Origin of the sequence: Angelakisella massiliensis (assembly GCF_900104675.1) — a bacterium.
Lineage (GTDB): Bacteria > Bacillota > Clostridia > Oscillospirales > Ruminococcaceae > Angelakisella > Angelakisella massiliensis.
On sequence record NZ_LT629944.1, the window covers coordinates 428,499 to 448,960 of the forward strand.

General features: G+C 53.7%; 17 protein-coding genes. 10 read left to right on the forward strand and 7 right to left on the reverse strand.

What is annotated here, in order from left to right; genetic code table 11:
* Window positions 1-53: 53 nt before the first annotated feature.
* The 5 genes from citF (at window position 54) to BQ5383_RS02550 (ending at window position 5,647) form a co-directional block, all read left to right on the forward strand.
* Window positions 54-1,610, forward strand: a complete 1,557-nt coding sequence (gene citF / locus BQ5383_RS02530; RefSeq protein WP_071429198.1) for a citrate lyase subunit alpha — start codon at window positions 54-56, stop codon at window positions 1,608-1,610.
* Window positions 1,611-1,630: 20 nt separating this feature from the next.
* Window positions 1,631-1,930, forward strand: a complete 300-nt coding sequence (citD, locus tag BQ5383_RS02535; RefSeq protein ID WP_071429903.1) for a citrate lyase acyl carrier protein — start codon at window positions 1,631-1,633, stop codon at window positions 1,928-1,930.
* The gene (locus BQ5383_RS02540) at window positions 1,927-2,817 is read left to right on the forward strand and encodes an aldolase/citrate lyase family protein (RefSeq protein WP_071429199.1); all 891 of its coding nucleotides are present in this window, start codon (window positions 1,927-1,929) and stop codon (window positions 2,815-2,817) included. Before citD ends, BQ5383_RS02540 begins: the two co-directional genes overlap by 4 nt.
* A gap of 599 nt (window positions 2,818-3,416) precedes the next feature.
* On the forward strand, window positions 3,417-4,718 hold the full coding sequence (locus BQ5383_RS02545) for a 2-hydroxycarboxylate transporter family protein (RefSeq protein WP_071429905.1): 1,302 nt from the start codon (window positions 3,417-3,419) through the stop codon (window positions 4,716-4,718).
* Window positions 4,719-4,900: 182 nt separating this feature from the next.
* The gene (locus BQ5383_RS02550) at window positions 4,901-5,647 is read left to right on the forward strand and encodes a metallophosphoesterase family protein (RefSeq protein ID WP_071429200.1); all 747 of its coding nucleotides are present in this window, start codon (window positions 4,901-4,903) and stop codon (window positions 5,645-5,647) included.
* 260 nt (window positions 5,648-5,907) lie between these two features.
* Here BQ5383_RS02550 and BQ5383_RS02555 read toward each other — a convergent pair whose 3' ends face one another.
* The 7 genes from BQ5383_RS02555 to BQ5383_RS02590 all read right to left on the reverse strand — a co-directional run bounded on the left by BQ5383_RS02555 (window position 5,908) and on the right by BQ5383_RS02590 (window position 16,167).
* Window positions 5,908-7,563, reverse strand: coding sequence for a galactose/methyl galactoside ABC transporter permease MglC (locus BQ5383_RS02555; protein WP_071429201.1), 1,656 nt, complete (start codon window positions 7,561-7,563; stop codon window positions 5,908-5,910).
* Between the two features lie 15 nt (window positions 7,564-7,578).
* Entirely contained in the window at window positions 7,579-9,087 is a 1,509-nt protein-coding gene (locus BQ5383_RS02560; protein WP_071429202.1) for a sugar ABC transporter ATP-binding protein, read from the reverse strand.
* Between the two features lie 203 nt (window positions 9,088-9,290).
* A complete protein-coding gene (locus tag BQ5383_RS02565; protein WP_071429203.1) occupies window positions 9,291-10,607 on the reverse strand; it encodes a substrate-binding domain-containing protein in 1,317 nt (438 codons plus the stop codon).
* Between the two features lie 182 nt (window positions 10,608-10,789).
* Window positions 10,790-11,770, reverse strand: a complete 981-nt coding sequence (locus BQ5383_RS02570; RefSeq protein WP_071429204.1) for a substrate-binding domain-containing protein — start codon at window positions 11,768-11,770, stop codon at window positions 10,790-10,792.
* Window positions 11,757-13,475 carry a histidine kinase gene (locus BQ5383_RS02575; RefSeq protein ID WP_071429205.1) on the reverse strand — a complete coding sequence of 573 codons (1,719 nt, stop codon included), beginning with the start codon at window positions 13,473-13,475 and terminating at the stop codon, window positions 11,757-11,759. Before BQ5383_RS02575 ends, BQ5383_RS02570 begins: the two co-directional genes overlap by 14 nt.
* Complete coding sequence (locus BQ5383_RS02580) at window positions 13,472-14,755, reverse strand: response regulator (RefSeq protein WP_071429206.1); 1,284 nt, start codon at window positions 14,753-14,755, stop codon at window positions 13,472-13,474. Before BQ5383_RS02580 ends, BQ5383_RS02575 begins: the two co-directional genes overlap by 4 nt.
* 812 nt (window positions 14,756-15,567) lie before the next feature.
* Window positions 15,568-16,167 carry a pentapeptide repeat-containing protein gene (locus tag BQ5383_RS02590; protein WP_071429208.1) on the reverse strand — a complete coding sequence of 200 codons (600 nt, stop codon included), beginning with the start codon at window positions 16,165-16,167 and terminating at the stop codon, window positions 15,568-15,570.
* Between the two features lie 385 nt (window positions 16,168-16,552).
* On the opposite strand from BQ5383_RS02590, the gene BQ5383_RS02600 reads away from it, so the two are divergent.
* From BQ5383_RS02600 to BQ5383_RS02620, 5 genes are all read left to right on the forward strand, one after another.
* Entirely contained in the window at window positions 16,553-17,491 is a 939-nt protein-coding gene (locus BQ5383_RS02600) for an AEC family transporter (protein WP_083389790.1), read from the forward strand.
* A 29-nt stretch (window positions 17,492-17,520) separates the two neighbouring features.
* The gene (gene deoD, locus BQ5383_RS02605; RefSeq protein ID WP_071429210.1) at window positions 17,521-18,234 is read left to right on the forward strand and encodes a purine-nucleoside phosphorylase; all 714 of its coding nucleotides are present in this window, start codon (window positions 17,521-17,523) and stop codon (window positions 18,232-18,234) included.
* 151 nt (window positions 18,235-18,385) lie between these two features.
* Window positions 18,386-18,991, forward strand: coding sequence for a tRNA 5-(aminomethyl)-2-thiouridylate-methyltransferase MnmM (gene mnmM, locus BQ5383_RS02610; RefSeq protein WP_071429211.1), 606 nt, complete (start codon window positions 18,386-18,388; stop codon window positions 18,989-18,991).
* A gap of 383 nt (window positions 18,992-19,374) precedes the next feature.
* Window positions 19,375-20,040, forward strand: a complete 666-nt coding sequence (locus tag BQ5383_RS02615; RefSeq protein WP_139193324.1) for a 3'-5' exonuclease — start codon at window positions 19,375-19,377, stop codon at window positions 20,038-20,040.
* Window positions 20,041-20,077: 37 nt separating this feature from the next.
* The gene (locus tag BQ5383_RS02620) at window positions 20,078-20,458 is read left to right on the forward strand and encodes a YccF domain-containing protein (RefSeq protein WP_071429213.1); all 381 of its coding nucleotides are present in this window, start codon (window positions 20,078-20,080) and stop codon (window positions 20,456-20,458) included.
* Window positions 20,459-20,462: the final 4 nt, after the last annotated feature.

Consider the following 20,462-nt stretch of genomic DNA (forward strand, 5'->3'; position numbering starts at 1 on the left):
AAGATTTGCATACTTTTCTTTACCGGAAACGACAAAAAGGAGGAATGCGTTTTATGATCAATCGCGCAGGCAGGGAAATTCCAGATGAACTGCTGGAAAAGTACGGCAAAGAAGGCTATCAGGGTATGAACTACAGGGACAGCAGCTCTTACAAAAAAGCAGCTCCTGTGGTGCGGGCTACCGTTGACCCCAAGCGTTCCAAGATGGTTTCTTCCATTCGGGAAGCGTTGGAAAAGTGCGGTATCCGGGACGGCATGACACTGTCGTTCCATCATCATTTCCGGGACGGGGACTATATCGTAAACATGGTGATGGAGGAGGTTGCCGCCATGGGCATCCAGGATATCACCATCTGCGCCAGTTCCCTGGGGGCTGCTCATGACCCGGTAGCGGATATGATCGAGGAAGGAATTGTCACCGGTATCCAGTCCTCCGGCGTTCGGGGACGGATCGGAGAGGCTATTTCCTATGGCAAGCTGAAAACACCCGCTATCATCCGCTCCCATGGCGGCCGTGTCCGGGCCATTGAGGAGGGAGACGTTCATATTGATATCGCTTTTATCGGCGCTCCCACCAGCGATGAGTACGGCAATGCCAGAGGAGTGGGGGGAAAGAGCGACTGCGGTGTTCTCTCCTACTCCATGGTGGATGCCCAGTACGCGGATAAAGTGGTGGTGATCACCGACTGTCTGGTGCCCTTCCCCAATATGCCCGCCAGCATCTCCATGGTGGATGTGGATTATGTCTGCGTGGTGGACGCCATTGGCAATCCCGCCAAAATCGTCAGCAACGTCATCCGGATGACCAAGGACGTTCGAGAGCAGATGATGGCGGAGTACTGCACTCAATTGATTGCTGAGTCTCCTTATTTCAAGGACGGCTTTTCCTTCCAGACCGGCGCTGGAGGCGCTTCCCTGGCTGTGAACATGATGCTCCGCCCCATCCTGGAAGAAAAGGGAATCACCATGAGCTTTGCCATCGGCGGCATCACAAAGCCTATGTGTGATCTGCTGGATGACGGCTTTGTCAAGTGCATCGTGGATGCCCAGGCCTTTGATATGGGCTCTATCGAATCCATCAAGCACAATCCCAATCACTATGAAATTTCCACCTCCCAGTACGCCAACCCCATGAACAAGGGCGCTTTTGTCAACAAACTGGATTTTGTAATCCTGGGCGCGTTGGAAGTGGATGTGGACTTTAACTGCAATGTAGTGGTGGGCTCCGATGGAATCGTTCGGGGCGCCCCGGGCGGACATCCTGATACGGCTGCCGGTTCCAAATGCTCCATTATCGTAGCGCCACTGGTTCGGGGCAGAATTCCCACCATCTGCACCAGATGCACCTCCGTAACCACCCCTGGCGAGGCAGTGGACATCGTGGTGACCGAATACGGCATCGCCATCAATCCCCTCCGCGCCGATCTGCTGGAAGCCTACAAGGACTCCAGTCTCCCCATCCGCACCATTGAAGAGCTGAGGGACGAGGCATACAGAATCACCGGCGCTCCCCGTCCCATTGAATTTGAGGACCAGATCGTAGGGATCATTGAGAGCAGAGACGGAACGATCATGGACGTCATCCGCAAGATCAAAGAAGTTACCATATAAGGTACCAGGGGGGAATGAAAATGGAAATTAAAAAATCAGCCATTGCCGGAACTCTGGAATCCAGCGATGCCCAGGTTGTTGTGGACCCCGGCGAAAACGGCATTGAGCTTACCATTCAAAGCAGCGTAATCAATCAGTTCGGGCCCCAGATCAAGGCGGTGGTCCTGGAGACACTCCAGCGCCTTGGGGTCACTTCCGGAAAAATCGCCATTGTGGATCGGGGCGCTCTGGACTGCACCATCAAGGCCAGGGTGGAATGTGCCGTCTATCGTTCCAATGACCAGGTGGACAATCTTCCGTGGGGAGGTGCGATTCAATGATGCATCCCAACAAAAAGCGGCTGCGCCGCTCCATGATGTTTCTCAACTGCCAGAAACCCAGCCTGATCAAAGATCCCTATATCTATAAGCCGGATTCCATCATGCTGGACCTGGAGGACGCTGTGGCGGAAAACCAAAAGGATTCTGCCAGATATTCCCTTTATCACGCCTTGAAGGAAATTGATTACCGGGGCGTAGAGCGGGTGGTGCGTATCAATGGTTTGGATACGCCTCATTGGAAGGAAGATATTCGGGTCTGTGTGGCAGGGGGAGCGGATGTAATCCGTATCGCCAAGACGGAATCCGCCCGTGATGTACACACAGTGGAAGAGGCCGTACTGGCGGCGGAAAAGGAATTCGGCCGTCCTGAGGGCAGCACCCTGCTGATGGCGGCTCTGGAATCCTGCCGCGGCGTGCTCCGGGCTTTGGAGGTTTGTGAATCTTCTCCCCGGCTGATTGGTATCGCTCTTTCAGGGGGAGATTACACCAAGGATCTGCAAACATCTATTTCCGGTACCGGAGTGGAACTGATGGGCGCCCGGCAGCAGATTGTCATGGCCGCCAGAGCAGCGGGCGTGCAGTGCTGGGACACTGTATTTACCAACCTGGATGATATGGAGGGCTTCCGGAAGGAGACCCAGATGATCAAAATCATGGGCTTTGATGGTAAATCACTGGTCAATCCCCGTCAGATCCGGGTGGTGCATGAGATCTTCACCCCCACGGAAAAGGAGATCATCTTTGCCGAGAAGGTGGTTCGGGAGATCGACGAGAAAAAAGCCATGGGCATTGGCGTCTTTACTGTAGACGGTAAAATGATCGATATCGCCTTTTACGATGGAGCCAAGCGCACCCTGGATTTGGCCAAAGCAGCCGGCCTGAGATAAAGAGCCCATACTGTTTGGGGATTCTATTGCGTTTTGAAATCTGATTAACAGCAAAAAGTTTGTGCCGCCGGGCAGCCCTTTTTGGGAGAACCGGCGGCACAAACTCTTTTTTTATACGGCAGAAAAAGCAGCCCGCATCTTTGGGGTGGATTGCGGCAATACTAGGTAAGTGCAAAACGTCCGCCGGACAAATCGGCCCAGGGGGATACATCCCAAAGGACCGGTTCTATGGAGGCTCGCTTCCTGGCAGCAACCATATCACAGGAGGTTGCCTGTCATTGTTCCGATAACCTCCTGGAGATCGTTTTTTCCATTGTGCTCTTATTTTCTCTGGTTCTGTCGCTTTTGCTTTGCTGTGCCGCCTCTTCTTCCTTTTGAAAAAAGAGTTGGCTGCTGCCCTTCTATGGGCGGCTGGGCATTCTCAGCAGATGAGCTCTTTTAAAAAAAATAGAATGGGCCTTCACCATGGGAGATATCGCTGGCAGGACTGGCGTTTCATTTTCATCCAATATCCGCTTTATGAAATCATGGTTTTCGTTTATACGGATCATTCTTTTATAAACAAGGCGCTTCCGAAGAGGAATGTGGGAGGATCTTTTATGTTCGATCAGAAATTTGAAGTAAAAACCTTTGGATTACCATTATGGCTGGCCTGTATCGTTACCGCTGTGGCAATCATCGCGGCGACAACCGGCGCTCTCTCCGCGGACCTGGCGGGAAGCTTCGTACTGATGCTCTCTATTGGTTTTATCTGTAATGAAATCGGCGAGCGGATTCCTTTCTGGAACAGCTATATTGGCGGCGGTCTGGTGCTGACTTTTCTGGTTTCCGCTTTTCTGTTTACCTACAACATCATCCCGCAAAAATACGCGGACGCAGTCGGTATGGTGATGGATGACGCCGATTTTCTGACCTTTTTTATCATTTTCCTCATCACCGGCTCCATCCTTTCTCTGGACAGAAAGCTGCTGCTCAGGTCCTTTGCCGGCTACATCCCCACCATTTTAGGAGGACTTGTGGGCGCTGGTGTTCTTGGCATCGCTGCCGGATTACTATTTGGGGTCAATCCTGTAAACATTCTGCTGAAATATGTACTGCCTATTATGGGTGGCGGCAATGGCGCCGGAGCTGTTCCCCTGAGCCAGATCTATGAGACTGTTACCGGCGATCCCGCGGCAAATTATTACTCCTTCGCCATTACCATCCTGACCATTGCCAATATTTTCGCCATTCTGACCGCTGCGGTTCTCCACAAAATCGGAACCAAAAAGCCTTGCTGGACCGGTGACGGCACCAACTTGATCCGTTCCGGCGGAGAACTGGCCAGTGAAGGCGCTGCCGTCAAAGTGACCATGAAGGACTTGGGGGGCGCTTTCTTCCTGTCCATCGGCTTCTACGCTTTGGGAATGTTATTTGCCAAAACCATTCTGCCTGCTGTTTTCGGCACCCCCATCCATCAGTTCGCTTATATGATTATCTTTGTCGCTTTGGCAGCGGGCTTGGGCATCATCCCGGACAATGTGCGGGCAGGCGCCAAAAAGCTGCAATCCTTCTTTTCCAGCAATCTGATCCTTATCATCATGGTGGGAGTGGGTGTGGATACCAATATCATTGAGCTGGTAAACGCCATTACTCCCGGCAATATGGTCATCGCTCTGGCCATTGTGGTTGGCGCTGTGCTGGGCGCCGCTGTGGTGGGCTATCTGGTTGGGTTCTATCCCATTGATCCCGCCATCACTGCCGGCCTGTGTATGGCCAACCGGGGCGGTTCCGGCGATCTGGCGGTGCTTGGGGCTTCCAAGAGGATGCCCCTGATGGCTTACGCCCAGCTCTCTTCCCGCTTGGGCGGCGGCATCGTGCTGATTATCGGTTCCGCATTGCTTGGGGCTTTTCTCAAATAACGCATCCTTTTTCATACCATATACACAGGGCACGTCTTTCGGGAGAAAAGGCGTGCCCTGTGCTGATCAGAAATATCCTGGAAAGAGCTTTTCTCAAAAGGTCTGCCCGCTGTTCCAATTCCACTCCAAAGTCATCGGATTCATGGTATAATGGCCAAAAGAAGCCACTGGAGGGAACGGCCATGATCTACGTCACCGGAGATACCCATGGGGATTTTGAACGATTTCAGGAGGAATACTTCCCGGAACAAAAGAATATGACCAAGGATGATTTTGTCATCATCTGCGGCGATTTCGGCGGGGTCTGGGACGGCAGCAAACGGGAACGCCGCCAGCTGGACCGGCTGGAGCAGCTGCCCTTCACCCTCCTGTTTGTTTCCGGCAACCATGAGAATTTTGACCGGCTGGCAAAATATCCGGTGGAAGAGTGGAACGGCGGAAAGATCCAGCGTATCCGTCCTCACGTGATCCATCTCCTCCGTGGACAGGTATTCCAGCTGGAGGGACGTCTTTTTTTCACCATGGGCGGCGGGAAGAGCCATGACATTGAGGATGGCATCCTTAACCCTTTCGCCCAGGACTTTCAGGAGCAATATGTTTTATATCGGGGGATGGGGGCCCGATTCCGGGTCAATCACCGCACCTGGTGGAAGGAGGAACTGCCCTCACCACAGGAATACCAGCAGGCCAGAGAGACACTGGAACATATCAATTGGTCGGTGGACTATATCATTACCCACTGCGCCCCCAACAGCATTTTGGACCAGCTGGGGGATCGTTCCTATGAGCATGACCAACTGACGGACTTTTTAGAGGAAGTCATCTCCAAAGCTCAGTTTCGTTACTGGCTTTTCGGCCATTACCATGACAATCGGATTTTGGATAAACGCTATGTTCTCCTTTGGGAGCAGATCGTCAGGGTGCTGTAGGTTCTTGAAATCCATAGCCTGGTATCTTTTGGAATGATGCCTCTGCCACAGTTTTCCCCTTTTTCCAGGGCAGGACACTTCATAGCTCTTTCATACAACCATGTACCAGGGCTCTTGATGGCAAACCTTTCCCCTATTCTGTCCAACTTTTACATCGGTATCATGAATGGGGACGCGGCAATCCTTTTTCAGACAACACTGATCTATAAAAGCAAAAAACCACCGGCTGAACCGGTGGTTTTTTATTTCGCAAAGAAATATTACTTTTTCTGAACGTACTTTAGGCAGTCCAGCATAACCGCAACGAGGATGATGATACCGGAGAAAACGAACTGGAGGTTGGTATCAATACCCAGGGTGGTCAGGGAGTATGTAAGAGCGGTGAAGATAAAGACACCCACAACAACGCCGGAGATCTTACCGATACCACCGGTGAAGGAGATACCGCCCACGACGCAGGCAGCGATGGCGTCCATTTCCCAGCCCTGGCCATAAGCGGCGGAACCGGAACCCACCATACGGATGCACTCCAGCCAGGAGCCGAAGCCGTACAGGATACCTGCCAGAATGAAAGCGCCTACAGTAACGCGGAACACGGAGATACCGGAAACCGCGGCAGCCTCGGCGTTTCCGCCCACAGCGTACAGATTCTTACCAAAGGTGGTCTTGTTCCAGATGAACCATACAATGACCACAGCGGCCACGGCCCACAGAATGATGGTGGGGAATTTGCCGATTCTGGGGATGATCATGCCGGGAATGGAAGGATCAATGGCACCGAAGGAAACGCCCTTGGTGGAATAAGTGACCAAACCGAAGATTACCAGCATGTTGGCCATGGTGGAGATGAAGGGGTGCATCTTGAACTTGGCGGTAAAGAAACCGGCAATGGTGGTAAAGATGGTGCACAGCACGATGCAGACGATCAGGGACAGGAAGACCCGGGCCATCACAGGCAGTGTGCTGAAGTCAAACACATGACCGAACACAGAACCGGTGTTGGGGCCATTGTGCATCACAATGGTGGCGGCTGTCATACCCATACCTACCATACGTCCAATGGACAGGTCGGTACCGGCCAGCAGGATCAGTCCCGCAACACCCAAAGCCAGGAACATTCTGGGAGAAGCCTGCTGGAGGATGTTGAGAATATTATTGACTGTCAGCAGGGGTACATTCTTGACAATGGGGGTGATGATGCACAGGGCGATAAAGATGACGATAATGGCGATGTACAGACCGTTTTTCAGGAAGAAGTCCCGACGGTTGAAGGTGTATTGATAATTTTCCCACCGCTGAGCCATCATCTCGGGGAAGGTGAATTTGGACATCCGCAGCATATCGATCAGGTGATACTTGTAATCGAAAGCGGCGTGACGGCGATCCTTGATCTGCTGCAGATCCTTGGCCAGCTGCATCTTGGCGTCAAACAGCTGGTTTTTGTAGACGTATTTCTCGTCTTTGATCTCCTTTTGATCGGTCAGCTTGGCAATGGTCGCCTGATGCTCTTTCTCCAGCTGCGCCACAGCGCTCTGGTATTTCTGCCGGGCGACTACCTTTTCCTCCTGGCAGCTGGCCAGCACAGGCTGATAGTACTCGGTGTCGAAATGAGCCTTGATATAGCCCTCAGCATCAGCAATCAGCTTGGAAACCTCGTCCTTGTTCTTGGCTTCCACCGCTTTGGCGGCTTCCAGCTCCTTGTTCATCTTTTCCCGCAGAGCGGTCTTTTCCTCCTGGGTATAGATGCGGTCCCGCTTGAGGTTGTCCAGGTTGTTCTGGAGCTCTACCACCTTATCGGTACCGTTTTCCCGCAGGGCATCGATCTTTGATTGGATATTGCCGACATACTCGTCAATAGGCTGGCGAAGCTGTGCTTCCTGCTCAGCCGTGAGGATTTTTGTCTTTTCTGCTACCATAAGCTTTTTCTCCTACTATAGGTATTTTGCACTCAATCTCAAAAGCTCTTCCTGATTGGTCTCCTTGGTATTGACAATGCCGGACAGATGTCCGTTGGACATTACACCGATCCGGTTGGTGATACCGAGGATCTCAGGCATTTCGGAAGAGACAACGATAATGGTCTTTCCCTGCTTGGCCATGTTGATGATCAGCTCATAGATCTCATACTTGGCGCCAACGTCGATACCTCTTGTAGGTTCGTCCATCATGAAGATCTGGGGTTCCCGCTCCAGCCATTTACCAAAAATGACCTTCTGCTGGTTGCCGCCGGAGAGGCTGGAGATCATGTCATCGGGGCCCATGCACTTGGTATGCATGGTCTTAATCTCTTTATTGGTAGCCTTTACCATCTTTTGGGTGGAAAGGGCCATGCCCGTTTTGTACTGATCCAGGTTGGCAATAGTGGTATTAAAGGTCAAATCGCATTTGAGGAACAGGCCGTTTGCCTTACGTTCCTCGGTGATCATGGCAAATCCATGATCAATGGCCTCCTTCGCGCTGCTGAAATTCATCAACCTGTTTTTGAAGTAGACCCGGCCCGCCGCTCTGGTACGGACGCCGAAGATGGTTTCCAGCAGCTCAGTACGGCCGGCGCCCACCAGACCGTACAGGCCGAAAATTTCTCCTTCCTTCACATCGAAGGTGACGTCCTGCAAATAGGGGGCATACTTTGTGGAAAGGTGCTGGACAGACAAAATGGTGTCGCCGGGCTTATTGTACACCGGCGGGAAACGGCTCTCCAGAGAACGGCCCACCATGGCGGTGATCAGCTCGTTCATATTGGTGTCCTCGGCTTTCTTGGTCATAACCAGGTTGCCGTCCCGCAGCACCGAGATCTCATCGCAAATCTCGAAGATCTCATCCATCTTGTGAGAGATGTAGATCAAAGAAATTCCCTGCTCTTTGAGCATTCTCATCATTTCAAAGAGCTTGTCTACCTCCTGTACCGTCAGGGAGGAGGTGGGCTCGTCCAAAACGATAACCTTGGAGTTATAGGAAATCGCCTTGGCGATTTCGCACATCTGCCGCTGGGAAACAGACATGTTCCGCATCGGCTGAGTCAAATTGACGGTCATTCCAAGCTTACGAAACAGCTCGGAAGCCTTTTTCTTCATTCTTCCCTCGTCAACAACGCCCATGGAGTTGATCGGATAACGTCCCAGGAACAGGTTGTCGATGACGTTTCTTTCCAGACACTGGTTCAATTCCTGATGAACCATGGCAATGCCGTTTTCAAGGGCATCCTTAGGGCCGGAAAAGCTGATTTCCTTGCCGTTTAAGAAGATCTTTCCCTCGTCCTTCTGGTAGGTGCCGAAAAGACACTTCATCATCGTTGACTTACCGGCGCCGTTCTCACCCATAAGTCCCATGACAGTTCCGCGCTTTAAGTCCAGGTTAATATGATCAAGCACCCGGTTACGGCCGAAGGACTTGCTCATACCGCGTATTGACAGGACAATCTCATCTTTCGCATCTGCCATTCTAGTTTCTCCCGTTATGCTTATTCACAGTTTCAGCAAAAAAGTCTGATCCTGCCGGATTTTCGTTGACAAGTGCAGTTGGGGAGAATTCCTTCTCCCGTACGGAGGATTTCCTTCTCCCGAACGGAGAATTCCTTCTCCCCAACAGCATACTGTCACTTATTCGTTAGTCAATTGGAGCGTACCGTCACGGTAACGCTGAATCACTGGCTGAGCAGAGCAGTGTAGGAAGCCGCGTTGTCGGTCTTCACCATGTTGATGGCGAAAGCGTCGAACTGATCGGGGTTGCTCAGACGGTTGGTGATGTTGGCCTCGGTCTGGCCGTCGCCGCCGATGTACTCGACCTTCAGGTTGAGCAGATCGTCGTAGTTCTGCAGCAGGGGCTGATAGGTAGCGCTGAGGAAGTTATCAGCAGCGTTGTAGATGTTCAGCCAAACGTTCTTGGTGGGATGAGCAGCAGCATCCAGCTGGTTGGAAACAGGGGCATAAACCTTGGTGGAATCGGTGAACTCCTGATAGTTGTCAGCGGTGACAGCCACGTTCAGAGCGTAGTAGGAGCGCTGATCAGCGTTGTAGTAGTAAACCTCATCGCTCAGCACGTTGCCGGCCTCGTCAGCGGTGCCGATACCGGTGTCGATGTCCACGCCGTCCAGAGCGTTGCGCAGTACGCGGAGGGTCAGGTAAGCCTGAACGTCAGCGTGCTGGCTGATGGTGCCGCCGTAGCCCTCTGCGATAGCAGCAACAGCGTCAGCGTTGGCGTCATAGCCGAAGGTGGGAACGCCGTTGGCCTTGGACCAGGCGTTGAACATGGACATACCCATACCATCGTTGTTGGAGGCGACGATATCGATCTGATCGCCGAAGGAGGAAGCCCAGGTGCCGATGGCGTTACCAGCGGTAGCGGCATCCCAAGTGGCGCCGGCGGAGTTCTTCATCTCCTGAGAAGCCAGCTCACGGACGATGTAGGTCTTGCCGTTTACTTCCAGAGAACCGTCCTTAACAGCGGTAGCGGTGCCGTCAGCGTTGGTACCAACGGGATCGCTGTTGATGACGCCGTCAACCTCAACGGCAGTGCCCAGAGCACGGCGGACGCCGCGGGTACGGGCGATGGAGTCGTTGTGGCCGATATCGCCGATGGCCAGAACATAACCGATCACGCCGTCGCCATTTCTGTCGATCTCATCAGCGTGGGCCTTGATGTAATCCACGATCATGGTGCCCTGGAGCTCAGCGCCCTGGTTGGCGTCGAAGCCCACATAGTAGGTGTTGTCGTTGAAGGTCAGAGCGCTCATGTCCAGCTCACCGGTGGAGCTGTTGGAGGGCTGACGGTTGAACCAGACAAGGGGCTTGTCCTTGTTGGCAACATCTTCAGCGGGAGCAGCGGTGGAAGTGCTGGCGGAAGCGCTTTCGGAACCGCTCTGAGCCGCCTGAGAGGAGGAAGCGGTGGACTCCCCGGAGGAGCAAGCCGCCATGCTCAAAGCCATCATGGCTACCAAAGCTAATGCAAGTGCCTTCTTCATAATAATTCTCCTTTTGCCTGCAATTTGAACGGGACCTTATCTCTGCCGGTCCCATCTGGCACTATTAATGCTAGAGGAAAATCAACGGAAAAACAAGGTGAAAATTCACCGATGGAGGGGTAAAAAATTATGTGAATAAAATAATGTTCTCAAACTTGGAGGATAACATTTGTGCAAAATATTCAATCCCACTGTTGTTCAAAGGCGAATAACGCCTTTTGGCTGTCCATGGTAAAAATATTGCTTTTGTCAACAATCTGTGTGGAAGTATCCACTGTCCGCTCCAAATTTCCCCCCTGTCCCGTGAGCAGTTTATAGGCGCTCTCCACCCCCAGATAGCCCATGGCATAAGGATTCTGCACAATCAGAGCATCCACCGATCCTTCCTGCAGAGCGTCGATGGTCACCACATTGGAATCAAAGCCCACCAGGAATATCTCCTCCGAAAGGCCCATCTTCTCCACCGCCTTTGCCGCACCCACACTGGTGGGTTCATTGAAGGCAAGCAGCACATTGATGTCCGGAAAATTCTCCAGCAGGGTGGAGGTATCCTCTTGGGCATAGGAAGCCTCCGCCAGGGTATTGATAACTCCTGCGATCTCAGCGCGGCCGCTTTGGGTAAAGGCATCCACAGCACCCTGCTCCCGTTCCTGCCCGTTGGCGCTGCTGATGTCGTAGTTGACAATTCCTACTTTCAGCGGTCCTTCCACCCGCTCCAGGGCAGCCTGAGCCGCCATCTGACCGGCAGCGTAATTGTTAGTGCCGATATAGGTGCTCACCGCTTCAGAGGCCACGTTGCTGTCGATGGCCACGATCTTGACCCCGGCTTTGGCGGCGGAATCAATAGCCGCGGCGTTATTCTCATAATCAATGGCGGAAAAGACCAGCGCTTCCGCCCCCGCCGCTACAGCGTCGGCTACCATCTGATTCTGGGTCTCATAGTCCTCTTCTGTTTCCGGACCGATAATACTGAGTTTGATGTTGTATTCTGTAGCGGCCGCTTCCGCTCCCGCAAAAACCGACAGCCAAAATTCCGTTTCCGTAGATTTGGCCACCAGCGCCACCCTATGCTGTGTGGAGGAGACCGCAGCTGTTCCGCAGCCCCAAAGGCAGCTAAAAAGGAGCAGCACAGCGCAAAGGATCAATCTCCTATTTTGCTTCATAGTCTCCCTCCCGTACCTTGGGCATCCGTATTTCAACACAGGTACCCACATCCAGCTCGCTGGTAATATGCAGTCCATATTTTTTGCCGAAATAGATTTTCAGCCGGTCGTTCACATTTTTGATGCCGATACCGGTACGGTCCTTGGGACCCCGCTCCATAATGGCCTGAATTTGTTCCTCGCTCATGCCGACACCGTTATCTTCCACACGAAACACAATATCGTCCCCATCCTGGTGGACACTGACATGGATATTTCCTTCATCCACCAGCAGGTCCAGACCATGATTGATGGCGTTCTCGATAATGGGCTGGAGCGTGATCTTGTTGCACAAATATTCCAGACACTCCGGGTCCACATCAAAATCATAGGTAAACTGGTTTTTATAGCGGTATTTCTGGATCTGCAGATAGCTTTCCGCGTGTTCGATCTCCTTGGCGATGGGAATGAGCTCATGGCCCTTGCTGATGCTGATGCGGAACAGCCGTGCCAGGGCGTGCACCATTTTGACAGCATCAGCGTTGCGCCCCCGTTCGCACATCCAGGCGATGGAATCCAGGGTATTATAGAGAAAATGGGGATTGATCTGTGCCTGCAAAGCCTTCAGCTCCGTCTTGCGCAGGTTGATCTCCTCCTGGCGCACAGTGGACATCAGCTCCTGTATCCGCAGCACCATATGGCCGAAGGAACTGGACAGCTCCTGCACCTCCCGGGTGCCCCCCACCGGCCGGTAGGTAAAGTGATCGGCATCCTCCTCAAAGCTTTCCATTGCCGCCGCCAGTCCCCTCAGGGGCCGCCCCAGCAGGCGGGACAGCAGCCAGCTGGTCAGCAGTGCCGCCGCCAGCACAACAATGGCAAGGACAATGGACAGATGGATCATCTCCGTCACATTGCGGTTGACCAGCTCATCCACATAGCTGACGCCTACCACCCGCCAGTCGCTGCCTTCCACACTGGTGACGCAATAGATGACCGTGTCATCCACATAGACATTATCCTCCAGCTGGGCCAGTACCTGGGTATTTTCAGATTTCAGCCCCGAGTACAGCAGCTGCTGCTGAGGATGGTAGACGATATTGCCGTTATTGTCCACCAAAAAGCAATAGCCCCGCTGACCGATGCTGACGTTGTTGATATAACTGGAAATGCGGGAAAAACTGAGATCCAGCGATGCCCAAGCGGCTCTGCCTCCCGGAGAAAGGGGGGCGGTCATGGTGACCACCCAGGGGTAATATCCCTCAAAAATACTTTCCACATGGGGGGCGGTCATATAGGCAGAGGAGGAGGAGCGGGCCCGTTCGATACTGAAAGAAAGATTTTCAAAAATCTCTTCCCGGGGCTGGCGTCCCAGGGACCAGCAATCCAGCAGTACGCCGCTGGGGGAATAGGTCGTCACCGCCACCACATCGGGCCGAAATCTCAAAAAAGCGGACAGCAGCTCATTGCGGCTGTCCTCACTTTCCTGCATGGACTGTTCCACCAGATCCATGGCCTGTTCCATATCCCGCAGATAATTGCCCACTGTGTTGGACACCTGAGAAACGGCCTGGGCACTGCTGGTCCGGGCACTCTGTACCATGGCGCTGCGGTATCGGTTGAGAAAGAGCATGATACAGCAGCACAGGATGATCGCCACGACCCCCACCACCATGGATACCAGAATGGTGGTGATCCGCAGGCCGGTGCGGGCGCCTCCGCCTTTCAATTCTTCTCACCCGCCCTTTCCTGATCCAGCCTGCGGCGCATGGCGTTGGGTGATTCGCCGCAGTATTTTTTAAAGCAATAGCTGAAATAGTGCTGATCGGTATAGCCGCACCGCTGGGAGATTTCCTGGATCTTCAGCGGTGAGCCTACCAGCAGCTCCCGTGCTGCCTCCATCCGTTTGCGGATGAGGATGTTGATAAAGGTTTCCCCAGCGTATTTTTTGATACAGGCGCTCAAATGGTTGGGGCTGACATCCAGCATCCCGCTGAGGGACACCAAGGAAAGATCCGCGTCCATATAGTGCTGATCCAGCGTTTCCAGCGCCCTCTTGCAAAGGGAGGGGCCGCCCTTGACTGCCGGAGCGATACCTCCGATAAACTGTGCCCCGCTTTCAGCGGTATCCCCCTGCCGCATTGCCTCCATCGCTTCCCGGTAAGCCCCATGGAGCTGGGTCAGAGAACTCACCTCACGGCTGACGCCGATGCGGCAGCGCTTGTGGAGCACACGGGAAGCCATCTGAGGCAGCTCGTCGGCCAAAATGTGGAGGTAGTCGTTAAAATCCCATGGATTCCCCAGCAGCACGGAAATCACCTTGCCGGAGGCCAAAAAGCTGACACTGCGCAAATACTTCGCCGCCAGTGTATTCACCGAAGCGGCAAAGGCCGGGGTTGTGCAGTTGACGCCCTTTTCATTGAAAAGGGTGGAAACCATCACCGTATAGGAGGGCTTATAATCCAGGTCCCGGAGCAGACCACATTGCTCGGCATAGGCCTCCGCCTGGGAATTATCTGCCGGTTCAGCATAATCATCCAGCACCAGAGGCATCAGCATGGCGGCACACCGGTCCTGCTCGCCGGTTTTCGGCGCTGTTTGACGGAACATGGCGAATTGGTCGTCGATCTTCTGCCGGATGATTTTCAGCTCCGCCGCAAGGCCCTCCATGGTCAGGGGCTTGAGCATATAGCTGATGATATTATAGCGGATCGCCTGTTTGGCATATTCAAAATTGTCATAGCCGCTGAGAAAAGCGATATTGGTGGCAGGGCAGATTTCCCGCACCTGCCGTGCCAGCTCGATACCGGAAATAAAAGGCATCCGGATATCGGTCAGCAGCAGATCCGGTTCATGCTTCTCCACCAGCTGAAGGGCATCCAACCCGTTGCTGGCGTCGCCCACCAGGCAGAAGCCCAGCTCCCGCCAGGGGATCATCGCGCACACGGCCTCTCTGAGTTCATCCTCATCATCGGCAACAATCACGGTGTACAATGTCTTTGCAGCCATCACGGTACCTATCCTTTCTTTGCTGGATAACAGATCAAAAAGCAAAGGCGCCAGCCTTTTCTCAAAACAAAAGCATCCCCGCTTGCGCAGCCCCTCTCTTCTGCCCAACGGACCGAAAGCAAGTGGGACAATGTCACTTTTCCCGGATTTTTCTCAAAAAGCTTGTCCCCACCTGACCGAAACCACCCCGGTGCTCAGACAATTCTCTGAAAACCACGGAATATCTGCGATGACAAAAGCTCTGACGGGTTTCCCAAAAGGGCCCGCGAAAAGTCTTTCCGCCCTGCAGAAGAAACACCGGTACGGCAAACGCTGATAAAAGCCCGTTCCCAAAGGCGGTATGGAGAGGTTGCATCAGTCCATATTTCCACCTCCTGCTCATCCCCGCGGCGGAGGAAACAGCAGTCCCTTTTTCTTCTGTGGATGTTCTTTTTAATTTTAGCCTTCTGTTTTTTAATTATAACAGATTTATAATTATTATACAAATATTTCTTTTCATTTATCGAAAACTTAGTCACGCTTCCATAGGAATTCTCACTTTTGGCAAACAATATCTCCCTGCCTATACCTGAAGAAAAATGTTGAGCGCTGTTATTGGCTGTTTAAAATCAACTTTTTAAACTGCTCAATTTCATACATTTCTCGTCTCTATACAAGCAGCTTACTGTCCCTGTTTCCGGCCCCAGACTTTTTGGGAAATCATGCTCCTCTGTCTGAACTGAAGCGGCAGTCTCTCAGGAAAGTAAAACACGGTTCACCGTACACCAAGGGCAAAACGTGCCCTTCCCTGCTGTCGGCTCTCCCATCATTTTTCATTCCAAAACGCACCCCATGGACCGGGCGATCTCCACCGCTTGTTCCAATCCTATGCGGGTATTTTTCATTTTGATCTGACGGAAGTCTACTCCCTCCACCTTCGCTTCCCTCAAATCCGCTCCGGTCAAATCTGTTTGCTGGAGCAGCGCCGAAGTGAGATCAGCGCCGGTGAGATCCGCCTGACGCAGATCGCTTTGCCGCAGGTCTGCGCAGCGGAAAATCACACCGGACAAATCAGCCTTGCGAAAAACACTTTGCTCCAGGGAGCAATAGGAATAATCGCCGCCCTGAAAGGTAAGAGCGGTTCGTTTGGCCCCGGAGAAATTACTTCCGGTACATTTGCAGCGGATGAGGGTGGTATTGAAAAAGACGCTGTTTTCAAACACACAGTTGAGCAGCCCGCACTGCTCCAGCACACCTCCCCTGAACCGGGTGAAAGGAAAAAGGCAGCTGTCAAAGACGCAATTTTTCCACTGTATCTCCTCCAGCTCCAGCCCCCGGAAGACACAATGATAAAAACGGGCCCCTTCCATGGTTTCAGGCACCGGATGCTCCGGTGAAAAAGTGCTGTATTCCTCCCGAATCAAATCGGCCATCTGTTTGATTCCTCCCTTTTCATATGGCTTTGAACGGCATATGTCCTCACCAAAGGAGCCCCAAAGCCACAGCGGAGAAAAGCAAGGGCCGGGCGCCTGCTCCTTCTCTGCTGTCCATGTAATTTTTCATCTGAGCAGACCCCCAAATTTTATTCCTTCCGCCGCCGGATGCTTTGCCATTTTTCCCAACTATTTCCTGACGGTAAATCACTTCTCTGAACCTATCATATCTTTTTTGCCTTTTTCCCGCAATGGTCAAAGGGATTTTTTTGTCATCCTGACTAAATAGTGGTAGCGAAGGAGAGAAAAAAATGCTACAATAGGTTCAAGATACGGCCTCGCGGTTTTCGAAATGTCTCCGCCGCCCGACATGGGAGATGATTGATTGAACACCTTTATCACAACCTTCAACATTGTTATGCCGGTTTTTCTCATCATCGCCCTGGGCTGTGGACTGCGGGTCATCGGGATCGTGGACGAATCCGGCTGCAAAAAGATGAATAAGCTGGCCTTCGATGTGCTGGTGCCGGCCCTGGTATTTTATAACATCTATACCACCGATCCCCATCAGGTGCTGGATCTGCGGATTTTGGGGTTCGGCGCGGTGTCCATTGCGGCTATTTTCCTGCTGCTGGTGCTGATCATCCCCCGTATCGAGCCGGACCCCGCCAAACGGGGAGTGATGATCCAGGGAACATTTCGTTCCAGCTTTGTGGTGCTGGGCATGGGGCTGGCTGCTTCCATGTATCCCGGCCAGAGCCTTGGCATCACCGCCATGCTCTCCACAGTGGTGGCCCCCATGTTCAACGCCCTGTCGGTCATCGCGCTGGAGATCTATTCCGACAAAAAACCGGATATCCGCCGGATCATCCGGGGCATTGTCACCAATCCTTTGATCCTGGCCTCTGTGCTGGCGCTGCTGATGCTTCTCACCGGCATTCGCCTGCCTGCTCTGGTGGAAACGGTGGTGGATGATGTAGCCGCTACCGCCACTACCCTGTCCCTGCTGGTGCTGGGGGGAAGCTTCCGCTTTGAGGCCCTGCGCCGCAGCCGCCGGCAGCTGTTTATCTGCTGTCTGGGCAAGCTGGTGCTGCTGCCGCTGATCTTTATTCCCATAGCGGTGGCTCTGGGCTTCCGGCAGCTGGAGCTTCTTTCGCTGCTGATCCTTTTCGGTTCTCCCACCACAGTCACCTCCCACATCATGGCCTATAACGCCGGGGCGGACGACCAGCTGGCGGGACAGATCGTGGTCTTTTCCACCTGTTTCTCGGTTTTCTCCCTGTTTGTTTTCATCTATATTCTGCTGACCCTGGGGCTGCTGTGACCGCCCCTGAGATAGAAAGGAGTTTTTTCATGTCTACACCTCACAACAACGCGGAAAAGGGGCAGATCGCCTCCACCGTTCTGATGCCTGGCGATCCTCTCCGGGCTAAATTTATCGCGGAAAATTATCTGGAAAATCCCGTCTGCTTCAATCAGGTTCGGGGAATGCTGGGGTATACCGGCACCTGGCAGGGACAGCCGGTATCGGTCATGGGCCACGGCATGGGGATGCCCTCCATCGGCATCTACAGCTATGAGCTGTTTGCTTTCTATGATGTGGAAAAGATCATCCGGGTAGGCTCCGCCGGAGCCCTCCAGCCTCAGCTGGATCTGGGAGACATCGTCCTGGCTCAGGGCGCCTGCACCGATTCCAATTATGCCGCCCAGTATGGTCTTCCCGGAGCCTTTGCCCCCATCGGAGACTTCCGCCTGCTGCGGAAAGCCGCTGCTGTGGCCGACAGCAAGGGGCTCCGCTGCCAGATCGGCAACGTCTGCTCCTCCGATGTATTCTATGACGCCAACCCCGACAGTGCGGAAAAATGGCGTTCCATGGGGGTACTGTGCACCGAAATGGAATGCGCCGCCCTGTATATGAACGCTGCCCGGCTGGGCAAGCGGGCGCTGGGCATCCTCACCATCTCCGACATTATCGGGGATGAGCACCGGGCTCTGACCGCTGAGGAGCGGCAGACCAGCTTCGGCAATATGATCCAGCTGGCATTGGATACGGCGCTGTCGGAATGACAGCTTCGGCCTTTCCACCTGACGGAAAAGAAAGGGCCAAAGCCGAAATTACTTGGCGGGCACTTCCGGCGGACATCCCCGGAGGCCCGCTATTTTCTTACCCAGCCCTTTTGAATGAGGAGCTGGGCCCTTTTGCAGAAAGGAGCATATCATGGATTTTCCTCTCAACACCCTGGGCCTTGCCCATCGTTTTCTGGCCGCTCATATTCGTCCCGGCGCCTTTTGTGTGGACGCCACTGCCGGTAAGGGACGGGACACCGTTTTCCTGGCTAAGCTGGCGGGGCCCCAAGGCCGGGTACTGGCCATGGACATTCAGCCTCAGGCGGTGGAAGCGACCAAAGCGCTCATCCAGACAGAAGGTGTGGCAGACCGGGTGGAGGTGGTACTGGACAGCCACAGCAATCTTTCCCGGTACGCCTCCCCCGGCACCGCCGATGCCGTGGTGTTCAATTTTGGCTGGCTCCCCGGCGGCAGCCATCAGATCTTTACCCGGGCACAGACCAGTATCCCCGCCATCACCCAGGGGCTGGAGCTGCTCAAACCCGACGGCGTCATGAGTCTGTGCATCTACTATGGCCGGGACTGCGGCTATGAGGAACGGGATGCTTTGCTGGAATTTCTGGAAACCATTGACGACCGCCGCTTTACCGTCCTTGTCTCCTGCTTCGCCAACCGGCCCAATGACCCACCCATCCCTGTTTTTATCTGGGGCCCCCAGGCCAAAGCCGGGGGTAAGGAGGGGCTGCCGCTGCTGTAACAGGAAAAAAAGGGAAACAACGACTTTTTTTGACGCTTTTCTCCTGTCCCACTTTATGGTACAATAGGCCCGAAAGGCACAAGATCAGGGACGGCTCCTCCTGTCCCCCTCAGGGAACGGCAGCCCGCTTTCCTGTCTTGTCCTGAACGCTGTAAAGTTATCTGCCAGAACAGCCGTAAACCGTTTTTGTTTGTAAACTGAACATCATCCCTGCCTGCATAGAATGGTAACACAGGAAAGCCGGTGCAGGAAAACAGAACGGATTATCCCTCACCAGGGGATCGTATCGGAAAGACTTTGCTCCGGCGAGAATTCCTTTGGTGGCGGCTTTTTCCTATCTCCCGCCACAATCCGGGGAAAAGCACAGAAAGGACATCAGCACCATGCAGCATATTTTTGTGGACTTTGAAATGAACCCCATTCCCAAAAAGAATACAGAAGCCAGGGCGGTATATCGCAGCGAGATCATTGAGATCGGCGCTGTAAAACTCAACGAGCAATATCAGCAGGTGGGCAAATATTCCCGCTACGTTCATCCTGTCCTTGCGGACATCACCCCCCGCACCACCGAGATCACCGGCATCACCGGGGAGGATGTGCAGGGGGCCAAAGACCTGCCGGAAGCCCTGGCGGAATTTATTGAGTGGATCGGGGAGGAGCCCTGCCGGATCTATGCCTGGAGCGACAGTGACCGTCGGCAGCTGGTGGGAGAATGCACCGCCAAGGGGATCTATCCCGACGGCCTGCCCAAGCAGTTCCGCCGCTGGATGGACTTTCAGCGGATCTACACCCGGCTGATGGGCCTGTCCAAGCGTTCCCGCCTGTCCCTGAAAAACGCTATCGGCTCGGTGGAGCAGGACTTTTCCGGCAAGGAACACAGCGCTGCCGACGATGCGGAAAACTCCGCTTCCCTGCTCACTCTGGTTCATGACAAGGAGGCTTTTGCGCAGCGCACCAAACTGGTCAAACAGCTGATGGGGGTGGAAAAGGCCCCTGTCACCACCCTGGGAGACCTGTTTGGGGACGCTTTTGCCACCCTGAGCGAATAAAATGAATCAAATAAACGCTTTATGAGAGGAGAAAAATATGGGTTGCCTTGGAAACGCTCTGTGGTTCGTGTTTGGAGGGCTCTGGATGGGGCTGGGCTGGCTGCTGGCCGGCTGTCTGTGGTGCATCACCATTGTGGGCATCCCCATCGGGCTGCAATGCTTCAAATTTGCCAAGCTGGCCTTTTTCCCCTTCGGTAAGGAAGTGGTTTACGGCGGCGGCGTGGGCTCCCTGCTGCTGAACATCCTGTGGCTGATTATCAGCGGCATCCCCCTGGCGCTGGGAGCCGCCATCAACGGTGTTGTCTTCTGCATCACGATCATCGGCATCCCCTTCGGCCTGCAATGCTTCAAGATGGCTAAGCTGGCCCTGATGCCCTTCGGCGCGTCGGTGGTGGAAGGCTGCGTTGGATTCCACTGAAATG